Source organism: Paenibacillus sp. AN1007, from assembly GCF_040702995.1.
Lineage (GTDB): Bacteria > Bacillota > Bacilli > Paenibacillales > Paenibacillaceae > Paenibacillus.
Genome location: NZ_CP159992.1, coordinates 1,616,130 through 1,638,354, shown reverse-complemented (window position 1 = coordinate 1,638,354; position 22,225 = coordinate 1,616,130). Strand labels below are relative to the sequence as shown.

Sequence of the window (22,225 nt, the reverse complement as noted above, 5' to 3'; positions counted from 1 at the left end):
AACTATAAATGCGGAACAGCAGGTTCATGCAAAATGAAAAAGGCGGCTTTGTCTCCTACTGCCCGTAATATGCTTTTAGTCGTTCAACGATACCCAGCGGATTTTTCGTAAGATATTGTGAACTGAAATAGATGTCTCCACCGATTGATGGGTATTTCTCGTTATAGGTTAGCTGGTCAATAATTTCCTGAGAAGTCTGCCATCCAATCTCCGGCGTTCCCAGTTTATAAGGAGCATGGCCGATGTATAGTTTTACATTGGTATTCGCTACCTCATTGACCCACCAATCCACAACTTTGTCGTATCTCGCAGCGTTCAAAGTCATGCTCCAGTATACTTGAGGGGCAACATAGTCGATCCATCCCTGTTTGATCCAAGTCCTAACGTCAGCATTCATACTGTCGTATGCTGTGACACCTGCTTTGGTATCCGAACCGGTCAGATCATTGGCTTTGTTCCTCCAGACACCAAATGGACTGATACCATACTCTACATTTGCTTTTACTTGGTGAATGCTCTGTCCAAGCTGCTGCACAAACTGATTGATATTATCACGACGCCATGCCGCACGGTCTGTTGTGTTTAACGTGTTGTATGTTTTAAATGCTGCATCATCATTGAAAGTGACGTTGGATGGATAGAAGTAGTCGTCCAAATGTACACCATCCACTTTGTAATTATTCACAACTTCCATAATGGTATCGATAATATGCTGTCTGGCTTCCGGGATACCCGGATTAATGTATAATTTGCCCGATGCATTGACCATCCAGTCAGGATGAAGCTTGGAAACATGGTTTGCAGCCAGATTGGATGCTGCTGCCGAGTTTGTTCCGCGGAACGGATTAAACCAGGCATGAAATTCAAGCCCACGCTTATGTGCTTCCTCAATCATAAAAGCAAGCGGATCGTATCCCGGGTCTCTGCCCTGCGTTCCTGTCAGAACACTGTTCCACGGAACGAGACCTGAAGGATAGATTGCATCTGCATTTGCTCTGACCTGCACAAAAACTGCATTGATGCCCATGTCTTTTAATTGATCCAGTTGGCTCGTATACTCCTGCTTCTGTCTTTCGACATTGCCTTTCGCTCCAGAAGATGGCCAGTCACCGTTAACGGTTGATATCCATGCTCCGCGCATCTCATCCGCTGCAGGCTTTGCAGACCCTCCTGGTTCTGCAGGAGTCGCTGGTGCTGGTTCTGGTGTTGGCGTTGTTTCATTCCCAGTATACAGATCAATGGTCTGGGCGGCCTGGTTCCAGTTTACTTGAAGCCCTAAGTTTTCACTTACGAAACGAATCGGGACCATTACACGGCCCTGCTTTAATTGTACAGATGCGTCCAGATTAACCAAGTTGTTATCCACCGACGCTTGCTGGCGTCCACTCGTCATTGTAATAACCGAGTCTGATTTCTGAATCGTCACCGTTCGGTCTGCCTGAGACCATAACACAGAAGCCCCCAGCCCTTCACTGATAACTCGCAGCGGTACCATCGTTACGTTCACCTTCGGCAGGATGTAAGGTGATACATCGGATTCCAGACGCTGACCATCCAGAAAAATAGCAATTTCTTTCTTAGCGGCTGCCTGTGCAGTCAAACCCGCTGCTTGAAAAGCAAGTACAAAAATGAGCAGAAACAATAATCCTTTACGAAACTTCATCAATACAGCCCTCCAGCATCTTTAAAATTAGCGGTAAATTCTACTAGTTTAATAGACGCGCATTGAGCCCGTTTAGTTGCGAAAATGGCCAAAATGTTGAGTGAATTCAAAACAAAAATGCCTCTCGCCATCCATCGGCAAGAAGCATCTCTCTATTGTTAACCTTATGAAACCTTATAAATTCAACGCTCAAGAGTCCGTGTTACTCATGATTTCCTGAATGTTTTTGAGATCCTGCAGACGACTTTCATCCTGACGGAAATATTCCACCAAGGATTCAATGCAAGTGATGGAATCCCAGCTTAAATGATGTTCGATCCCTTCCACATCATTGTAAATATTTTCTTCCTGCACACCGATGGTAGTCAGAAACTGTTCGAGCAGATGATGGCGCTCCATCAACCGCTTACCCATCTTTTTGCCTTTAGGTGTAAGTACCAGCCCGCGGTACTTTTCATAAATCAGGTACTCGTCCTTGTCCAGCTTTTGGATCATCTTCGTCACGGATGAAGGATGTACTTCCAGTCCTTCAGCTATATCAGACACACGAGCATAGCCCTTTTCATCAATCAATTTGTATATACGCTCCAAATAGTCTTCCATACTGGGCGTTGGCATCTGCTTCCCTCTCTTCTCTCTGACCGGTGCTGCGCACCTGGTCCCTATCTTCTAATGATACATGTTATCAATACGCATTGGCAAGTCCTACCCACTCACAGGCGGAGTCATTCCGCAAGTAATTGGCAGGCGTGACTTTGCTTCCGCCGAGGCAAACTAAGCTTTAGTTTCGTATTGAAAGGAGTGATTCTGTGAGCACAAGCGTGGCCCAGCCCCCTGTTCGAAAGGCAAAGGGTACTAAACCCTTTATTCCCGATTTGGTCTATTTTGAACCCGGTGCATTGGAGTATGAAAAAGGCAAACGAATTATGGAATGGGTGACTTCTCAAAACATTCCTTATCAGATGACCACTTCTCACAATCGGATTACGAACCTGCCCGGGGAGACGGAGCAGGAGAAATATCGAATGGCCAAGCGAACCTTGGTTGTCGGCGTGCGCAAAACACTTAAATTTGACCAGTCCAAACCTTCCGCCGAATACGCCATTCCAATCTCGACCGGATGTATGGGCCACTGCCATTATTGCTATCTTCAAACAACACTGGGCGCCAAGCCTTATGTTAGGGTATACGTAAATACGGAAGAGATCATCGAGGCTGCGAAAGGATACATTGAAGAACGCAAACCTGAAATCACCCGTTTTGAAGCAGCTTGTACGTCTGATCCTGTCGGTCTGGAGCATATCACTGAAAATCTCAGCGACCTCATCCGATTCATGGCTGATGAAGAGTATGGACGTCTTCGCTTCGTGACCAAATATCATCATGTTGACCCACTGCTGAAGCTGAAGCATAACGGTCATACCCGCATCAGATTTAGTGTAAACGCGGATTATGTTATCAAAAACTTCGAACCTGCGACTTCCCGCTTTGAGGAGCGAATCGAGGCTGCAGGCAAAATCGCCCATGCTGGCTACCCGCTTGGTTTCATTATCGCCCCGATTATCTGGTACGATGGCTGGCAGGAAGGCTATGCAGAACTGCTGCAAAAACTCGCGGATACACTCCCTGAAGAAGCAGTTAAAGACCTGACATTTGAAATGATCCAGCACCGTTTCACCAAAACGGCGAAAGCCACCATTGAGAAGCGATATCCCAAAACAAAGCTGGAGATGGATATTGAAAAACGAAAGATGAAATGGGGCCGTTGGGGTCAATACAAATATGTATACAAAGACGATCAGCAGGACGCCCTGCGCGAATTTATTACAGAACGTATTTTTGAGCATTTCCCATTAGCCAATATTGATTATTTCACTTAAAATCCATAAGCGCTTCAGCCATTGTTTAAAAAGTAACCCAAAGTTATGATTGTCTCCATACTTGACTCGCTGCACGTCCAGATTAAAAAGCAGGTCGCATATTCCAGAATTATTCTGGTTTATGCAGCCTGCTTTTCATTTGATTGGTCATTCATCGTGGAAAACTGATAGTTATAAAGGCATGATATACGTTAGATGATCATCCACTGCGGTGTAATTTGCTGCAGCCAAATGGTGATTTTGGTCATCTGATCGGTGAACAGCAGGATGCCCATTAGCAGCATTAAGGCTCCACCAATCTTCATCATGATATTAGAATATCGCAAAATCCAGCGTGTGGAACCAATGAAGAAGGCCAGCACGAAGAAAGGCAAAGCAAATCCTACCGTGTAACCCGTGATCAATGTCAGCCATGCTGCGGGCTCGCTGGCCGCCATTGCAATAATGGCAGTCAGAATAGGTCCGATACAAGGCGACCAGCCTGCCGAGAAGCCAATTCCAAATATAAAAGAACCTAGATACCCGGCTGGTTTCCATTTCATGTCCAGCTTTCGCTCTCTCATCAAAAACTGCGGTTTGAAAATACCAAGCAAAAACAAGCCCATAAGCATAATCAAAATCGCCGATAACTGACGTATCAAATCACGATTATCATTGAAAAACTGTCCGAATAACCCGGCACCGAGACCAAGCGAATAGAATACAGCAGAGAAGCCGAGAATAAACGCCAGTGTATGCGTTAACGTCTTGAAGCGTACTTCGCGCTGATTACGATCATCCTTCAACTGCTGCACGGTCATTCCCGTGATATATGAAAGGTATGAAGGATACAGCGGAAGACAGCATGGTGATATAAAAGAAGCGAGGCCGGCAGCGAAAGCCAGCCATACATTAACATCAGGCATGAAGCAATGTCTCCCTTCCTTGTGCTCACTTGCTCGTTAATCGTTAGAACATCAGGCTCGGAACCCTTTTTTGGCAATCATCGTTAGAATCAGCATCGTGATCAGCAGCAGTACAATCGTCGCTCCCGGCGCCAAATTCCAAATTCCTGCTGTAACCAATCCAAGCACGACGGCAATCTCTCCAATCACGACGGACAGGATAATGGCCGATTTGAAGCTTCGAGCCATAAGCAGGCTGACAGCTACAGGAATGGTTAGTAATGCGGATACGAGCAGAGCACCCACGATCTTGATTGCCGTACTGATTACCAGTGCTGTCATCACCGTGATTAACATGTTCAGCATTTTGACAGGCAGTCCGGTCACCGCAGCTGCATCTTCCTCAAAACTGAGCAGGAAAAACTCCTTATGTAAAAAGGCAACTACAATCACAACAATTAATGTCACGATTCCGACCAGTTTCAGATCCGCTGCGTCCAGCGTGTAGATGCTGCCGAACAAATAACTCATAACATCCGCGTTATATCCTTTCCCCAACGTAAAAAACAGGGAAGCTAGCGCTACACCACCGGACATAATAATAGCAATGGACAATTCCGCATAGCTTTTATATGCCTTACGAAGCTTTTCAATGGCAAAAGACGCGAGTACCGCAAAAATCAAACCTACACCGATCGGGTACACTTCAATCAGAAAACCAAGCGCTACTCCTGCGATTGTTACATGGGACAAGGTATCTCCGATCATCGACAATCTCCGCAGCACAAGAAAAAGTCCGATCAGCGGAGCGGTAATGCCGATGAGCAGCCCACCTGCAAGTGCACGCTGAAAAAAATCACTCCATAATATTTCCAAAACAAACACGACTCCTTCGGCCTGGTTAATCTAATGGCCCACAAACATAACTAGCGTACCTGCGCGGTAGTATGCTGCAGGTTAGTCTCTGCACAATCCTCTATCTCATGTGAATGACGCACATGGAAATGAATCTTGCCATTCGTGAGGGCAGCTTCAGCGCCCAAATAACTCTCCATACGATCCATATCATGAGACACCATCAGGAATGTCATGCGATGATGTTCATGCATGTGGGTGATCAGTTCAAAAAAACTGGCTTGTGACTCCGCGTCAATTCCAACGGTGGGTTCATCAAGAATCAATAGATCCGGGTGATTAATCAGGGCACGAGCCAAAAAAACACGCTGCTGCTGGCCACCGGACAGTTGTCCAATGCGTTTGTTCGCAATATCCTCAATCCGCATCACCTGCATCGCATCGATGCACTGCTGCTGCCCTTGACGTGAAATCCGGCGAAACATATTTTTGTTGTTATATAATCCGGACATGACAACTTCACGAACGGTCGCTGGAAACAGCGGGTTAAATGCGTTTTTTTGCGGTACGTACCCGATCCGGTTCCAATCCTTGAATTTGCGAATCGACTGTCCAAACAGCTTGATGTCTCCCTGTGCAGGAGGCAGCAGTCCTACCAGCATACGAAGCAGTGTAGTTTTTCCCGCTCCGTTTGAACCGATAATACCTACAAAATCCCGCTGCTGAACCATAAAATTGAGATTTTCAATCACCCGCTGGTCCCCGTAGGAAAAAGACAAATTCTCGATCTCGATAATCGGATCATGACATAATGGCATGATTTGCTGCATGGCAAAGCCGCCCTTCATAATAAATAAAAATACGTAAACATCCTGCTTAACATTCCAAAAGTCTTCGCTGACGGAACAGCAAAGACTTCTGGAGGTTAACCTTCATTCTTCTTATTTTAATGCGATCAGCAGATTTTGCAAATTTTTCTGCATCAGGGTGAAATAATCATCTTTATTGTTCACCTGTTCCTGTGTCAAACCCTCCACCGGGTTTAACACCATCGTTTCAACTCCTGCTTCACTGGCAAGGGTCTTGGCTAATTTATCCGACACAAGCTCTTCGAAGAAAATGTACTTGATGCCTTCATCTTTTACCAGTTTAGACAGTTTAACAATGTCCTGCCCTGTCGGTTCTGCATCTGGGGAAAGCCCCATGATGGAATGCTGCTTCAAACCATAGTCACGTGCAAGGTACCCGAACGCTTGGTGTGACACCACAATTTCTTTGTTGGGTACGGATGCCAATTCACTCGTGAAACGCTGATCAAGTGCCTCGAGCTTGGTGCGAAGCTCTTCGTAACGCTGCTCATAACCTGCTTTGTGTGCAGGGTCAACTTCCACCAGGCTCTTCTTTATATTCTCCGCCATAATCATCGCTGATTTGGGGCTAACCCATGTATGAGGATCAATATGATGGTCAGCTGCCTGCGCATCACTGCCGCTCTCGTCTGCATGATCGTCGGCATGTTCATCCGCATGCTCTTCTCCATGCCCATGGCCATCGTCCCCTTCTGCTGTGAGCAGCTTGACGCCCTCACTGACTGCCACTGATTTCACCTTTGAATCACTGTTCAGCGACTTCAGAAAGTTCGGTACCCATCCTTCCAGACCTGCCCCATTGTACAGGAAAAGCTGTGCCTTGGATGTATTCACAATGTCTTGACTCTTCGGCGTCCAGTCATGCGGTTCTACTCCTGTAGGCAGTAGATTGATAACATTGGCATCTTCTCCGCCAATCGCCGCAGTGAATGCGTATACCGGGTAAAATGTCGTTACCACATTAACTTTGCCTTCCACAATTTTGGCTGCATTGTCGCTGTTCTGTCCACATGCGGATAATACCAGCAAACTAAGTATAAGCAGACTGCTCCAAAGCAGCTTCATTGTATTTCGTTTGCCAGGTTGGCCGGATCGATCCAATCGGACCTGTCTTTCCTTTTTAATGAATGTCATATATAATTCACTCCACATCACTTAATCGTAATCATTACTGAAAGAATTATAGGTAACATGTTCTGACTTGTCAAGACTCACACTCTACTATTCTTTCCTGATGACTGGAGTTCATAACAGTATATGCTTGTTCTCTTGACAGCAATCCTGTTTTGGAGCATAAAAAAGCAGTCCGAATCACTTCGGACCACCCTTGTATCGAATTTGTGACAATCTCCGTACGATTGATCACCTTTGTTCATTTGTCTTCTTGTGCATTACATTGTTTATTTCACCTGTGCGCCGTTCGGCATGCCGTCCGGTACAGATGCAAGTGTAAGCTGATCTCCGTGAGAGGCGGCCAAAATCATACCTTGGGACAGTTCACCGCGCAGCTTCACGGGCTTGAGATTTGTCACACAGATGACTTTACGTCCAACCATCTCTTCTGGCGTATAAAACTTCGCGATCCCTGATACCACCTGACGCTGCTCATAACCAAGATCCAGCTGCAGCTTGAGCAGCTTATCTGCCTTTTTCACCGGCTCACAAGCGATGACTTGAGCAACGCGCAGTTCAACTTTGGCAAAATCGTCAATACCGATCTCTTCTGTGCCTTCAGGTGCACTTACAGGTTCAGCTGCTGCAGGAGCTGCGGACACTGCTTCTGTCTGGCCCGCATCAGACTGTGCCGCCTTTTGCCCACCTGTCATCGCTTCAGAGATATAAGCGATTTCCTGCTCCACATCGAGACGCGGGAAGATCGGATCGCCTTTATGCAGCGCATTTCCCTCAGGAATCATTCCCCACTGCTTCGCTGCATCCCAAGCCGTAAGTTCCCCTTCCTGAATACCCAGCTGCTCCCAGATTTTGCGCGGCGCACGAGTCAAGAACGGCTGCAGCAGAATAGAAGCAATGCGCAGACTTTCGATCAAGTGGGACATCACAGATGCCAGCTCATCACGCTTGGCTTCATCGCGAGCCAGAGCCCATGGTTGAGTCTCGTCGATATATTTGTTGCTGCGGCTGACAAATTGGCTAATGGCCGTTAGCGCTACAGAGAACTGCAAGTTTTCCATCGCCTGCTCCACTTTTTCCACCGTTGCATGGCCCGCTTCTTCAAGCGAAGCATCAAACTCCGTCACATTGGCAGCAAAAGCAGGAGCTTTACCTTCGAAGTATTTATCCACCATTGCCACAGTACGGTTCAGCAGATTGCCCAAGTCGTTAGCCAGATCGGAATTTACACGCTCTACAAAGCTTTCCGGTGTGAATGTCCCGTCCGAACCAAACGGTACTTCACGCAGTAAATAATACCGGAGAGAATCCAGACCATAACGATCGATCAGAGTTACCGGGTCCACTACGTTTCCCTTGGACTTGGACATTTTGCCGTCTTTCATGAGCAGCCAGCCGTGTGCGAACACTTTTTTCGGCAGCGGAAGATCCAGTGCCATCAGCATGATTGGCCAGTAGATCGTATGGAAACGAACAATCTCTTTTCCTACTAGATGAACATCCGCCGGCCAGAACTTGTCGTACAGTGAAGCATCGGAAGAACCGTAGCCAAGTGCTGTAATGTAGTTGGACAGTGCATCAATCCACACGTACACGACATGTTTTGGGTCGCCTTTAACCTTGACACCCCATTCGAATGTAGTTCGCGATACCGCCAAATCTTCAAGACCTGGCTTGATAAAGTTGTTAATCATTTCGTTTTTGCGAGATTCCGGCTGAATAAAACCTGGATTCTCTTCATAGTACTGCAGCAGACGGTCAGCGTATTTACTCATGCGCAGGAAGTATGATTCTTCTTTGACCAGTTCCACCGGATGGCCGCTATCTGGGCTTTTAGCCGCGATAATCTCGCCTTGTTCATTCTTTTCTACATCCACCAGCTGTGTTTCAGTGTAATAGGTTTCATCCGGGATGCTGTACCAGCCTTCGTACTCGCCCTTGTAAATATCCCCCTGCTTCAGCAAACGATCAAAGATTTCCTGTACAACTGTTTTGTGACGCTCGTCGGTTGTCCGAATGAAATCATCATTGGAGATGTCCAGCTTGTTCCACAGGTCTTTGATCCCTGCAACAATCTCGTCAACAAAGGCTTGTGGAGACAAACCTTTCTCCTGAGCTTTGCGTTCAATCTTCTGACCATGTTCGTCAGTCCCTGTCAGATAACGTACCTCATATCCGCGCAGACGTTTGTAACGAGACATGGCATCTCCCGCTACCGTTGTATACGCGTGCCCGATATGCAGCTTGTCGCTTGGATAATAAATCGGTGTCGTCAAATAAAATGTTTTTTGATCCGTCATGAATGACTTCTCCTCCTTCAAATGGTGTGAAATGGCTTAAAATGTGCGAATGGGTACATGTTCTTCTTCTGCAAATGAACACAAAAAAACCCCCGCCCCTATGGGACGAGAGTATCTCTCACGTGTTACCACCCAAATTCCCCGCATTTTTCGCAAAACACAGGCTCTTCCGGTCCTTCGACCGCCCATTAACGCTGGATCACGCCTCAGTCTTACGACAACAGCGACTAGATGCTGTATGCACGCTCGAAAGAGGTTCCTCCGGGACCATCTTCCATCCTCCTCCCAGACCGGTTCTCAGCTAATCCGGCTCTCTGCACTGGGGGTGTGTCTGTACTTATCCCTTCACTGGAAAATCATATACCAAAAATATACTGAAATACTGCCCTTGTTGTCAAGTACAGTGCCGAACAGAGCCTCGCTTCTTTACTCCGGGTTACCTGTACCTTATAGAGCAGCTGCATAACTTCCAGCTCGTCCCGTTCCGTTACTGTTCCGGAACGACCATATTATTTTCAGACTTGGGCGGCACCAGATCTACACCGCCTGGATGAAACGGATGGCATTTCGCAATGCGTTTGGCAGCCAGATAAGAGCCTTTAAGTGCACCATGGACTTCAATAGCCTCCATCGCATACGCCGAGCATGTAGGATAAAAACGGCATGTTGGCGGCTTCAACGGCGAAATGTAATTGCGGTACACCCGAATAGGAGCCTGCATGATTTTTCGCGAAAGCTTCATCTTCAGTTCTTCCCGTGACTGTGCGCATGATGTGCAGCAGCCTTCTTGGCTGGAGCATGTTCAGCACAATCTTTACAGTATCCGAACACCTCAAACTTGTGATCCACGACCTGAAACTGCTCAGGAGCATCAGCAAGCTGCATCGGACAAAAAACGATGGGGTATGTCTTCTGGCACTTCAGGCAGATCATGTGATGATGATGATGGTCTTCGCTGCAGTGAGCTTTGAATTTAACACCATCTTCAAAGATAACCTGCTCCAGTACGCCCAATTCCTGCATTACCCGCAAGTTGCGGTATACCGTATCAAAGCTTAATCCGCTGTAAGTCTTACCCATATATTCGTAGACGTCCTTAGGTGTAAGATACCCTGGAGATTCGGCAAATAACCGCGCAAGTGTTTTGCGCTGATCGGTTATACGAAGCCCCTGTGAGGACATGGTAGTTATAATTTCTTCCGTTGACAGCATGATTTAAAGCACCTCCTGTCATACAAGCCTTTTGCATTGTTCATCATGCGACCATCTTTCGGCAAAAGCTGGTGCTTCCGCGCTATTAGTATACCTCTAATAATGCATGAAATGAAGATCAGAGTCAACGCAGGCTTACTCAGCCCAAGCGTTTACACATTGTATTTAAATGAGAAAGGACCCCATTTTCATGGAGTCCTCTCTTGACGGTTCAGAAGATGGTGTCTTTCAGGTGACTTTTGGGGTGAACGGGTATATATAATATAAGCTTTCACTCCAAACCGTACATGTTTGATTCGTTAAAGTATTACTTCTCAGCCGGAAGCGGTGTAAACAGAAGGTTAACCGGCAAGTTGCTTCCTGGTGCAGCAGAGAAAACAATCGTCACACTCTCACCGTAAGTGCCTGTACGGTATAGAACACCTTGTTCATTCGGTGCACTCAGGGATCTGCTGTCATTGGAGAGCTGTACCAGTTGACCATTCACCAGTGCTGAACCATAATATTTACCTCCACGAGGATTAAACGAAATCAGCGTCCGCGGAGCAACGTTGTTCAGGGTAATTTTGTATAGTACACCGAAGTTGCCCGCATTAGAAGCAATTGTGAAGGCCATCGGATCAGTACCGTCGAGATTCGGATCACTTCCATTATCTCCTAATGGAAGACGTGCAGGCTTCTTACCAACTTCCTGATCGTACGTGATGATACGAGTGGCATTAGGATACGTACCACGGTTATGAACTCCGTCACGATCCAGAACAGGAAGTGTGGACAATACCGCCATCGGGTCCTTGTTTTCTTCAATCATGACAATGTTATAGTCAAGGGTGTAGTCACTGAAAGCGTCCGAGTACAGAGAGATAACCTGTCCTTCTTTCATCGGAGTAGCGTTCAGTTCCGTCAAAATCAGTTTGCTTTCTCCAGGTTGGATGTATACTTTCTTCTGATCTGCTCCAATCTGCATGGATTTGAACCATTTATCAATGGACAATTTACCTGCTACGGTAGCAAATGGCGTTGGTCCAGCAAAGCCCATATTTTGCTGTTCGAATACAGCTGTATATTCATTGTTATTTGTTGCAATTACATACATTTTCACTCTTTTTCCCGTATTGTTGACATGGTGAATCATGAAACGTGTCTGTCCAATGGATGATTCCTTATAAACGATACCTTCCTGGTTAACGGTTTCAGGGCTGTTGCTGCGGATGAGCAAGCTTGGCTCGTCTGAATACGTAAATGCCAATTTCTCCATAGCAGGCACTTCACCGCCGTTAAACACAAACTTGTCGCCTACAGGTGTAAACAATTGATTGAAATCGGACTGCGTGTATAACGTCTCATTTGTAATTATAATGGTTTTGGTGATCGTATTACTCAAACCATGTTTATCTGTAACAGTAAGGGATACAGTCTTTGGTCCTGGTACGAAGAATGCCAGGGCATTATTATCCCACTCTCTTTTTTCAATCGCATTCTCATCATCTGTACTCTGATCAATATAAGTGATTTTTTCACCCATTTTGTATTCTTCTTTGTCCGTTGTAAACATCGCTACCGGTGGAAGGTTAGGCTGCTCTACTTTGATGGTGAGCGTATATGGGTCACTCCACTGACCGCTCGAATCCTGAACGGAATAGGTTACTGTATAAACGCCTGGTTGTTCAAAGGCATCCTCACGTCCTGTCCAGCGCTCATCCACAATCGGGAGGCCGCTAGGTGAGCTGCTCTTTGTTGTGTAGGTTACCGGGTCCCCTGCAAAAACTTCTTTTTGCACGGTGAAGCTGGCTACCGGCTTCGTATTGAGCTTCAGCACAACTGTTTTGGCAGACTGATTGACAGTATACGTGATGTTCAACGCTTGTGTGATGGAAGTCAGTGGAATCATGAACGTATTTTTTTCCTGGTATGCAGGACCTTTCATCGTTCTTGATTCCCCATTGACGGTGTACACCTTGCTGTTGGTTTTGAAGCGAAGTTCATCCGAACCGCTGATGATAATGGTTTCTTTCGTCGTATTATCATATTTTACAGTGTAGCCAACCCGGTCTACCAGAGCACGGATAGCTACATTAGACACACCATTTTTTACTGCCATAGGCTGTCCAGCCAAATACGTTTTTCCATCCTGAACCATTTTATTGCTGTTCATGTACAGTGTCAGGTCTCCGCCCGATTTTCCTCCTGCGGATGCAGCGCCTGCTGCTGGCTGCTCCACTTCAACAGGTACCGGTGGTGTTGTCGCTTCACCTGTTCCCTGTTCTTCGTCTGTACCAGCCTCTGGGTCAACCGGTACAGCTTCTGTTCCAGAAGGAGCTGTTGTTTCAGGCTTCGTCTCTATCGTGTTTTCATTATTGACGGGTTGTGTGCTGCTGGATGAAGTGTTAGCTGACTCGCTCGCCGTTCCTGATTTTACTTCCGACTCGGCGATCGGCTGTTCTTTCTTCACAACCTCAACCGATTTTACTTTTGCAGTATTCACTGGCGTTTGTTCGCTTGATTCGGCTGCTTGAGCGTTTGCAGGAATTACTGCAAAGGCTTGAAACACAGCAAAAGCGGTAAGTATGGATAATTTCTTCTTCAAATTCATTCTTAGTCTTTGGCTCCTTCTGCTCCCATTATTAATATCCCCTCTAAAAGTCATATGATTAGACGCTAAGAAACGGGAAAAGTTGCTAAAAAAAATGAAACAGAATTGTAAACTTTTAATAGAAGTGAAAAACTATGAAAATAGTTATCTGTTAATATGAACATGCTGCATGGTTTTACAGAGGTACAGCAGGTTAAAAGTTAAAAGCAGCCCTCACGAAACAAGTTCGTAAAAGCTGCTTGGTTACAATAGATATATTTATTTTCCTGAACAAGTCAAGTCTGCTGTATCCGTACGCCCCTGCTCAATCAAGCGATATGCTCGTTCAACTTCTTCTTCGGTTGGTGAAGGAACACCATCCAGCGGATAAACTTTACCCAGCGCCTCCCATTTGTAAATTCCCATTTGATGATAAGGAAGAATTTCAAATTTCTCCACCCCGTTCAGCGTACCGATAAAGCGGCCAAGATTCAACAAATCTTCTTCCTGATCATGAATACCAGGTACATAGACATGTCTGATCCACATTTTTCGCCCATTGTCAGATAACCATCTTGCTGTCTTTAACGTACGTTCATTGGATTTCCCCGTCAGCTTGATGTGTTTCTCGTCATCAATATGCTTTAGATCGAGTAATACTAAGTCTGTATGATCAAGTAAGTCATGAATGCGATCCGGTTCATTGAAGCCGTTGCTGTCCAGCGTAGTGTGAAGTCCCCAGCGGCGTTTTACTTCCTTGAATACTTCTGCGACAAAATGGGCCTGCAGCGTAGGCTCACCGCCAGAGATAGTGAGTCCGCCACCAGAGCTTCGGTAGTAAGACAGGTACGGCTGGATTTCAGCCAGTACCTCCTCCAGTGTCATCTCTTTACCGCCGTCCAGTGCCCAAGTGTCAGGGTTGTGACAGTACTGACATTTGAGCAGGCATCCTTGCATAAAAAGCACGAAGCGGATGCCGGGGCCGTCAACCGTCCCGAAAGTTTCGAGTGAATGAATATGTCCGTTAACCATGCTGCCTCTTCCTTTCTATTCGCATCCGCTATGCGCCTGCTTTTTATGATGATTCGAAATCCCTCTCTGGATTACAGAAAAGTGAGTTACATTGAACCGTGGAATGTACGGTTAATGACATCCAGCTGCTGCTCACGTGTCAGTTTAATAAAGTTAACTGCGTAACCCGACACCCGTATAGTTAATTGCGGATATTGTTCCGGGTGGTCCATCGCATCGATCAGCTGCTGACGATCAAATACGTTTACGTTTAAGTGATGCGCATTTTGACCGAAATATCCATCCATCATCGCTGTCAGATTGGATTTCCGAACTGCATCTTCTTTACCCAGTGCTTTAGGCACGATGGAGAAGGTGTTGGAAATACCGTCAAGGCTGTGTTCATACGGCAGTTTAGCTACAGATCCGAGGGATGCCAGTGCACCTTTTTTGTCCCGACCATGCATTGGGTTTGCCCCTGGTGCAAACGGCTCGCCTGCTTTACGTCCATCTGGTGTGGTTCCTGTTTTCTTACCATAAACTACGTTGGAAGTAATCGTCAGTACGGATTGTGTTGGCATCGCATTGCGGTATGCTTTGTGCTTGCGAATCATGCCCATGAAGCTTTCTACCAATTCTACAGCAATGCTGTCAACACTGTCATCGTTGTTGCCGTAACAAGGGAATTCACCTTCGATTTCAAAATCAACGGCAATGCCCTGTTCGTTGCGGATCGGTTTAACTTTGGCATATTTAATTGCACTGAGTGAGTCAGCTGCGACCGAGAGTCCAGCGATACCGCAGGCCATTGTACGCAGAATATCACGATCATGAAGCGCCATTTCAATCCGTTCGTAGCTGTATTTATCATGCATGTAGTGAATAACGTTAAGAGTATTCATGTACAGTTTTGCCAGCCACTCCATCATCGGTTTGAAACGTTTCATGACTTCATTGTAATCGAGTACTTCACTTGTGATGGCAGGATACTCTGGTCCAACCTGTGCTCCAGATTTTTCGTCACGTCCACCGTTGATCGCATACAGCAGTGCTTTCGCCAAGTTGGCACGCGCTCCGAAGAACTGCATTTGTTTACCGATTTTCATTGCGGATACACAGCAGGCAATACCGTAATCATCGCCATAGATTGGACGCATCAGATCATCATTCTCATACTGGATGGAGCTGGTTTCAATAGATACTTTACTGCAGTAATCTTTGAAGGCTTCAGGCAGCTTCGTGGACCACAGTACAGTCAAGTTTGGCTCTGGAGCAGGTCCCAGGTTATGCAGCGTGTGCAGGAAGCGGAAGCTGTTTTTGGTTACGCGTGTTTCACCGTTCATAGACATCCCGCCGATGGACTCGGTCACCCAAGTTGGGTCACCGCTGAACAATTCATTGTAATCCGGCGTGCGCAGGAATTTAACAATCCGCAGTTTCATCACAAAGTGGTCAACCAGTTCTTGAGCCTGTTCTTCAGTCAGAATGCCTTCTTGCAAGTCACGTTCAATGTAGATATCCAAGAAAGAAGATACGCGTCCAAGAGACATCGCTGCACCGTTTTGCTCTTTAATTGCTGCAAGGTAACCGAAGTACAGCCACTGAAACGCTTCTTTAGCCGTTGTTGCTGGCAAAGAAATATCGAAGCCATGCATCTCGCCCAGTTGTTTCAGTTCCTGCAGTGCACGAATCTGTTCGGACAATTCTTCCCGCAGACGAATGACATCTTCATCAATGACGTCTACTTCCAGCGCGTTGAGTTCGCCTTTTTTGTTACGAATGAGGAAATCTACACCGTACAAAGCAACCCGGCGATAATCACCGATAATCCGGCCACGGCCGTAAGCATCCGGCAAACCTGTGATAATACCCGCTTTACGTGCTGCACGCATCTCGGCAGTGTAAGCATCAAATACACCTTGGTTATGCGTTTTACGAATGTTTGTAAATATATCAATGACACCTTGAGGCATTTCGAAGCCGTATGCTTCACATGCATCAATCATCATGCGAATTCCGCCGAATGGCTGAATGGAACGTTTGAATGGAGCGTCTGTCTGAACACCAACGATCTGCTCTTTGGACTGATCCAGGTAACCCGGCTGGTGGGATGTAATTGTAGAAGGTGTATTCACATCCACATCAAGCACGCCACCATTATCGCGTTCTTTTTTGGTCAGATCCGATACAATATCCCACAGTTCTTTTGTGTTTTGAGTAGCACCTGCGAGGAAAGATTCATCCCCGTAGTATGGAGACAGGTTATGTCCCAGAAAATCATTCACATCTACAGTTTTTGTCCATGTTCCTTTGGTAAAGTTTCTCCAGCCTGTTTGTTGTTTAACATCTTTTTCGATCACCGACATCGTAATCCCTCCGCTAATTTGGATTTCTGGACACTTCACATCATTGCAAAAACAAATCATCGTGAGTCCAGAGCCGCGATTTATGTGAATTGTTTCACATGAGCCGGAACACGTTCTCTCTACTGGGGAACCGGAACCGCGGAATGAATGTTTTTCTTACATTTTCAGTATACGTCCTGTTGGTTTCATCATCTGTGATTTTTGTCACAAAGCAAGCAATGTATGTCACTCCAGTTGGGGGTGTCTTATTGCACGACACGAGGGCTGTTCACACTTAACCACTCCGCGGGCAGAACAACTTCAGATCGCTGTTATCCCCGGATTTTTTCCATTCACTTTTCCAAAGTGAAAATCCGGTGATAAGCGTATGCTTCCGATGCAGCTTTCTTTCAGAAAGCTTTCAAGCGAACGCTCTGCTTCTTCCGTTTCTTCTGCCCGCTCCGTTATCGTGTGAACCTCTATTGTGCAAACAGCCACCCCCTCTTCCGTTCCTACCATTTGGGGAACCATTGCTCCGCTATGCTTGGAGCAACTAAGGGCTTGAATGAAGTTCCTGAAAAACGGACGCTTTGCTCCTCCGTTTTTCTGCCATTTCCGCTTGCCCACCTCTCCTTTCTCACCCCCTTTCCTTTTTCTTTATTAGCTCTTTCCACATGGATACGGCAATGGGGGCTCCCCAATACGGGGAACCCTGAATCAATTGCCTCAACTCTATGCGTCTTATTCAAATTTGCCGTAGAAAGCGTTGCGGTATACATCAGCCAGCTCAGTGACCAGCGGCAGTTTTGGATTCGCTGTTGTACATTGGTCTTCGAAGGCACGGTCAGCCAAGTAATCTACACGCGATTCGAAGTCTTTGGCGTCAAATCCGATTTCCTGGAACGATTCTTCGATGCCCAGTTTTTTGTTCAGATCGCGAATCGCTTTGATCAAGCTGTTTACGCCTTCTTCGGTTGTACGTGCCGGCAATCCGAGAATACGTGCAATTTCGGCGTAACGTTCATCAGCTACAAAGTGCGAATATTTCGGGAACGATGCAAATTTCGTTGGTTTTTTCGCATTGTAACGAATAACGTGCGGCAATAAGATCGCATTGGTGCGTCCATGTGCAGTATGGTACTGACCGCCCCATTTGTGCGCCAAACTGTGGTTAATGCCCAGGAACGCGTTGGCAAAGGCCATACCGGCAATCGTCGAAGCATTATGCATTTTCTCGCGTGCCAGTTTATCACCCTGCAGCGACGATTGTTCCAGGTATTGGAACACCAGCTGGATCGCTTTAATCGCCAGACCATCTGTATAGTCATTCGCCATGACGGATACGTATGCTTCAATCGCGTGAGTCAGTACGTCCATGCCGGTATCGGCTACTGCGGTTCTTGGCAAGCTGTATACGAATTCTGGGTCAACAATCGCTACGTCTGGTGTCAATTCATAGTCAGCCAGCGGATACTTGGTATTGCCGTGCTCTTTATCCGTAATTACCGCAAACGATGTAACTTCAGAACCTGTACCTGATGTTGTTGGAATAGCTACAAATTTTGCTTTCGATCCGAGTCTTGGATATTTGTAGATCCGTTTACGAATATCCATGAATTTTTGTTTCAGGTTGTTAAAGTCGGTATCTGGGTACTCATAGAACAACCACATCGCTTTGGCAGCATCCATCGGTGATCCGCCGCCGAGCGCGATAATGCAGTCCGGCTGGAAGCGTTCCATCATTGCTTTACCGCGATCTACTGTTGTTGTTGACGGGTCAGGCTCAACTTCAGAGAAAACTTCAATCGCAACCGGTGTCTGACGTTGACGCAGATAATGCTCTACTTTTTCCACATATCCGAGTTTGACCATCATCGCATCTGTAATAATCGCTACACGGGTAATGTCCGGCATTTTGGCAAGGTATTGGGTTGCCCCTTTTTCGAAGTATACTTTGTTCGGCACTTTGAACCACTGCATATTCACGGTACGACGAGCCACCCTTTTCACGTTGATTAAGTTTACAGCCGTTACGTTAGAAGATGTTGAGTTACGTCCGTACGATCCACAACCCAGAGTCAGTGATGGCATATTCGTATTGTAGATATCTCCGATTGCACCATGTGTTGAAGGTGAGTTCACGATAATCCGTCCGGTTTGCAGGCGATCCGCAAACTGGTTGATCACTTCTTCATTGTTCGAGTGAATCACGGAGGAGTGACCCATTCCGCCAAAAGCAACCACTTCTGCTGCACGCTCAATACCATCTTTTGCGGTTTTTACTTTGTAACATGCCAGCACCGGACTCAGTTTCTCTGCGGACAATGGGAATTTGGTGCCCACACCTTCAATCTCGGCTACCAGAATTTTAGTGCCTGCCGGTACTTCAATGCCGCACATTTTGGCAATGTTCACAGCGGACTGACCTACAATGGTCGGGTTAACTGCACATTTCTCTGCGTTGATCGCACCTGCCGTCAATTTGGCGGCTTCGTCTTTGTTTACAAAGTAACAGCCATTCGTAATCATTTTCTTTTTCACTTGATCGAAGATCGGTTCTTCAATAATAACCGCTTGTTCGGAAGCACAGATCATACCATTGTCAAAAGACTTCGACAGAATCAAATCCGTTACCGCCTGGTTGATATCTGCACTTTTTTCAATAAAGCAAGGTACGTTACCCGGTCCTACGCCCAGCGCCGGTTTACCACAGCTGTATGCTGCACGCACCATGGCTGATCCGCCTGTCGCAAGGATGAGAGCCACGTCATTGTGATTCATCAGTGCGTTGGTACGATCCATGGACGGATCATCAATCCATTGGATACAGTCGGCTGGAGCGCCGTTTTTCACAGCAGCTTCAAGCAGAATTCTGGCTGCCTCGCGGCTGCATTTCTGTGCTGAAGGGTGGAAACCAAAGATAATCGGGTTACGTGTTTTAATCGCAATCAGTGCTTTAAACATCGTGGTGGATGTCGGGTTGGTTACAGGCGTGATCCCCATGATAATACCAACCGGCTCCGCAATTTTCTGGAAGCTGTCGTACTCATTGTCTTCAATAACGCCTACTGTTTTTTCGTATTTAATGCTGTTATAAACATACTCTGTAGCGAATATATTTTTAATAATTTTATCTTCATACACACCGCGTCCTGTTTCTTCTACGGCCATCTTGGCGAGCATCATATGTTTATCCAGTCCCGCAAGCGCCATAGCCTGCACAATCCGGTCAATTTGTTCCTGATCCATGGACATGAATGCTGCATGTGCTTTGTTTGCTTTGTCAATTAACGTTTGAATATACTGACCTGCTGTCGGTTCTTTTGTTGGGGCGACTTCATTCTTTACAGCCATCTCCCTCATCCTCCTAAAGGTTCGTATTGGTTTGTCTCTCTTCTTTACATCCACATCGTATCATGGGGAAAAGATATATTATGTGATTTTTTTCACAAAGTATGACAAATTTTAGTTAAGTTTTTAAGAGCCCCGCGAAAGGGACATTTCCCTTTCTATTTAAAATAGCAGCCCTTTAGCCTCATGCTTCCCCTCCAAAAGTGAATTTAATCACAATGTTTGAAATTTCGCCATTTTTAAACGCTTTCCATGCCCCTCAAACGGTAAGATTAGGTATATACTGAACTTAAAAATTGAACCACCGCAATTTGTACCGTACCTCCACACGGCCGAGATGCCCAGATCAGGATGGCACAGTTTGCGGCGAACCTCGGAAGCATCAAGCAGGTAATGATCAGCTGACCGGGGAGACAAAGGGGAGATCAACGTATGGGAGAACTAACAAATGTACTGGAAAAGCGCGGAAATACCAACTGTTTCTCGGAAGTAAATTTTAACCATCTGCTCGTCACGATGAAAGACCGTACTTACCCGGAAGGAACACATCTGTACTGGGAAGGTGACGTCTCTGACAAACTTTATTATATGAAACGGGGACGTGCCCAAATTACCAAATCAACGGACGAGGGCAAGGAACTGATTATGTATATGTACCAGACGGGAGACATGATTGGTCAGGCTGATCCGTTCTTCGGCTCCAGACACAGCTTTTCGGCGGAAGTCCTGGAGGACAGCGAGATTGGCGTACTTGAACATAAGGATCTGGAGATGCTGATTTGTCAGCATTGTGACTTTGCGATTGATTTCATGAAGTGGATGGGCATTCACCATCGTCTCACCCAAACCAAGTTTCGGGATTTGATGCTGTACGGCAAACCAGGGGCGCTCTGTTCTACCTTGATTCGGCTGTCTAATTCCTATGGCGAACTCCATGGGGATCATGTGATGATTCATAAAAAAATTACACACACTGACCTGTCCAATATGATTGGAGCTACACGTGAAAGTGTGAACCGCATGCTTAGTGATCTTCGCAAGAAAGACGCGATTGAATATGACAACGGCATGATTGTTATCAAAGATCTGAAAATGCTGCAGGGCATCTGTCACTGCGAACTGTGTCCGAATGAAATCTGCCGCATCTAAAATCTGCAGTCTGCCTTTTGCTGAGTCGAGCCGAGCTGTTCAGGCCGCTTAAAGATATGACTTGTAAAAGAATTCATGATACGTAAAGAGCCCAATAAAATGAACCATCATTGGGCTTTTCGTGCTTCCTATTATTTTTCAGGACGCATTGGACGTGTTGACAAGTTCAAGTTTTACCGCATCACGCGGACTTAATTTCATATCCAATCCGTTCTCCATTAACTCCTTCTCATTCACCTTAATCACCCAGCGCTGGTTCATCCTAGGTGTAATATTCTCCACGGCTACAACAAATTTGTTGTTTTCCGACAACCGCACAACCCCACTGGACTTCAATACGTCACGAACCGTGCACTCCTGTACATAAATACCGGCATACTGCCGATTCAGATTCGGGTTATCCGGGCCGCCACTTACTTTCAGCAGGGTTGTCTGATAAGCGGCACCGCTGCCCCGCCGTCAGCGGCTTTGACGTATATAATCACTTCATCTTTGGCATGAAGCTCCGTATCCCAATTCTCTAGTTCAACATCCTTGCCATTCAGCTTGACTGCCCAGGTTAGAGAGGAGTCTAGCGAAACCTCACCCACGGATTGGATGCGGCTGCCATCAGCCGTAAAATCAACCAGTCCACTGTTCAGCAAAGCTTTTTTGAGCGTTAACCCTTCACTGAAATCACGTTTGATGGACTTCGTCGCATCAGGTAAAAAAGTACTGCCATCAATGGCAACAGTAATTGTATTGGCTGAATCTTTCTCTGAGACAACCGGCTGCTCGGAAGGCTGCGTCTCTCTGGTACACCCCGTCAAAATGGCGAGAATAAGCAAGCATAGACCTATGTAACCGGGAATTTTCTTCATCATGTAGGTAACACCACCCTGCGTAAAATCATTCACCCTGTTGTCCATACCCTTTATTATGGCACATTCTGCAGTAAAAAACAGTGTCAAAGCCGTTACTTTTGTACTGCTGCAGCTTGAACTTATCCTATTCAAAAAGGAGA

At 46.2% G+C, this 22,225-nt stretch carries 18 protein-coding genes; 2 read left to right on the top strand and 16 right to left on the bottom strand.

Translation table 11 applies throughout. The features are described from left to right. Positions 1–55: 55 nt before the first annotated feature. On the bottom strand, positions 56–1,663 hold the full coding sequence (locus ABXS70_RS07395) for a family 10 glycosylhydrolase (RefSeq protein ID WP_366295044.1): 1,608 nt from the start codon (positions 1,661–1,663) through the stop codon (positions 56–58). 189 nt (positions 1,664–1,852) lie between these two features. Then, the gene (gene mntR / locus ABXS70_RS07390) at positions 1,853–2,281 is read right to left on the bottom strand and encodes a transcriptional regulator MntR (protein WP_090922556.1); all 429 of its coding nucleotides are present in this window, start codon (positions 2,279–2,281) and stop codon (positions 1,853–1,855) included. Between the two features lie 191 nt (positions 2,282–2,472). Here mntR and splB point away from each other — a divergent pair, with 191 nt between their 5' ends. Beyond that, positions 2,473–3,543 (top strand): spore photoproduct lyase, encoded by a 1,071-nt coding sequence (gene splB, locus ABXS70_RS07385; protein WP_366295040.1) that lies wholly within the window; start codon positions 2,473–2,475, stop codon positions 3,541–3,543. Positions 3,544–3,734: 191 nt separating this feature from the next. Here splB and ABXS70_RS07380 read toward each other — a convergent pair whose 3' ends face one another. The 12 genes from ABXS70_RS07380 to adhE all read right to left on the bottom strand — a co-directional run bounded on the left by ABXS70_RS07380 (position 3,735) and on the right by adhE (position 20,076). After that, positions 3,735–4,448, bottom strand: coding sequence for a cytochrome c biogenesis protein CcdA (locus tag ABXS70_RS07380; protein ID WP_342551811.1), 714 nt, complete (start codon positions 4,446–4,448; stop codon positions 3,735–3,737). 51 nt (positions 4,449–4,499) lie between these two features. Next, positions 4,500–5,303: a metal ABC transporter permease gene (locus ABXS70_RS07375; protein ID WP_342551812.1), complete on the bottom strand. Its 804-nt coding sequence runs from the start codon at positions 5,301–5,303 to the stop codon at positions 4,500–4,502. A 50-nt stretch (positions 5,304–5,353) separates the two neighbouring features. Beyond that, the gene (locus ABXS70_RS07370) at positions 5,354–6,112 is read right to left on the bottom strand and encodes a metal ABC transporter ATP-binding protein (RefSeq protein WP_342551813.1); all 759 of its coding nucleotides are present in this window, start codon (positions 6,110–6,112) and stop codon (positions 5,354–5,356) included. A 111-nt stretch (positions 6,113–6,223) separates the two neighbouring features. Continuing rightward, positions 6,224–7,216 carry a metal ABC transporter substrate-binding protein gene (locus ABXS70_RS07365; RefSeq protein WP_342556386.1) on the bottom strand — a complete coding sequence of 331 codons (993 nt, stop codon included), beginning with the start codon at positions 7,214–7,216 and terminating at the stop codon, positions 6,224–6,226. Positions 7,217–7,551: 335 nt separating this feature from the next. After that, on the bottom strand, positions 7,552–9,603 hold the full coding sequence (gene metG, locus ABXS70_RS07360) for a methionine--tRNA ligase (RefSeq protein ID WP_366295035.1): 2,052 nt from the start codon (positions 9,601–9,603) through the stop codon (positions 7,552–7,554). A gap of 466 nt (positions 9,604–10,069) precedes the next feature. Further along, positions 10,070–10,324, bottom strand: a complete 255-nt coding sequence (gene yidD / locus ABXS70_RS07355) for a membrane protein insertion efficiency factor YidD (protein ID WP_342551815.1) — start codon at positions 10,322–10,324, stop codon at positions 10,070–10,072. Between the two features lie 2 nt (positions 10,325–10,326). Continuing rightward, positions 10,327–10,794: a Fur family transcriptional regulator gene (locus ABXS70_RS07350; RefSeq protein ID WP_342551816.1), complete on the bottom strand. Its 468-nt coding sequence runs from the start codon at positions 10,792–10,794 to the stop codon at positions 10,327–10,329. Between the two features lie 307 nt (positions 10,795–11,101). Next, positions 11,102–13,387 carry a stalk domain-containing protein gene (locus ABXS70_RS07345; RefSeq protein WP_342551817.1) on the bottom strand — a complete coding sequence of 762 codons (2,286 nt, stop codon included), beginning with the start codon at positions 13,385–13,387 and terminating at the stop codon, positions 11,102–11,104. A 258-nt stretch (positions 13,388–13,645) separates the two neighbouring features. After that, positions 13,646–14,398, bottom strand: coding sequence for a pyruvate formate-lyase-activating protein (pflA, locus tag ABXS70_RS07340; protein WP_342551818.1), 753 nt, complete (start codon positions 14,396–14,398; stop codon positions 13,646–13,648). 86 nt (positions 14,399–14,484) lie between these two features. Beyond that, positions 14,485–16,743, bottom strand: a complete 2,259-nt coding sequence (gene pflB, locus ABXS70_RS07335) for a formate C-acetyltransferase (protein ID WP_342551819.1) — start codon at positions 16,741–16,743, stop codon at positions 14,485–14,487. A gap of 300 nt (positions 16,744–17,043) precedes the next feature. Continuing rightward, entirely contained in the window at positions 17,044–17,349 is a 306-nt protein-coding gene (locus tag ABXS70_RS07330) for a hypothetical protein (RefSeq protein WP_342551820.1), read from the bottom strand. 114 nt (positions 17,350–17,463) lie between these two features. Then, a complete protein-coding gene (gene adhE, locus ABXS70_RS07325) occupies positions 17,464–20,076 on the bottom strand; it encodes a bifunctional acetaldehyde-CoA/alcohol dehydrogenase (protein WP_342551821.1) in 2,613 nt (870 codons plus the stop codon). Positions 20,077–20,505: 429 nt separating this feature from the next. Between adhE and ABXS70_RS07320 the strand changes: the two genes are divergently transcribed. After that, positions 20,506–21,222 (top strand): Crp/Fnr family transcriptional regulator, encoded by a 717-nt coding sequence (locus tag ABXS70_RS07320; protein WP_366295027.1) that lies wholly within the window; start codon positions 20,506–20,508, stop codon positions 21,220–21,222. A gap of 138 nt (positions 21,223–21,360) precedes the next feature. On the opposite strand, the gene ABXS70_RS07315 is transcribed toward ABXS70_RS07320, so the two are convergent. Both ABXS70_RS07315 and ABXS70_RS07310 read right to left on the bottom strand, forming a co-directional pair. Next, on the bottom strand, positions 21,361–21,534 hold the full coding sequence (locus tag ABXS70_RS07315; protein ID WP_366295024.1) for a hypothetical protein: 174 nt from the start codon (positions 21,532–21,534) through the stop codon (positions 21,361–21,363). Positions 21,535–21,641: 107 nt separating this feature from the next. After that, positions 21,642–22,085, bottom strand: a complete 444-nt coding sequence (locus tag ABXS70_RS07310) for a hypothetical protein (protein ID WP_366295021.1) — start codon at positions 22,083–22,085, stop codon at positions 21,642–21,644. Positions 22,086–22,225: the final 140 nt, after the last annotated feature.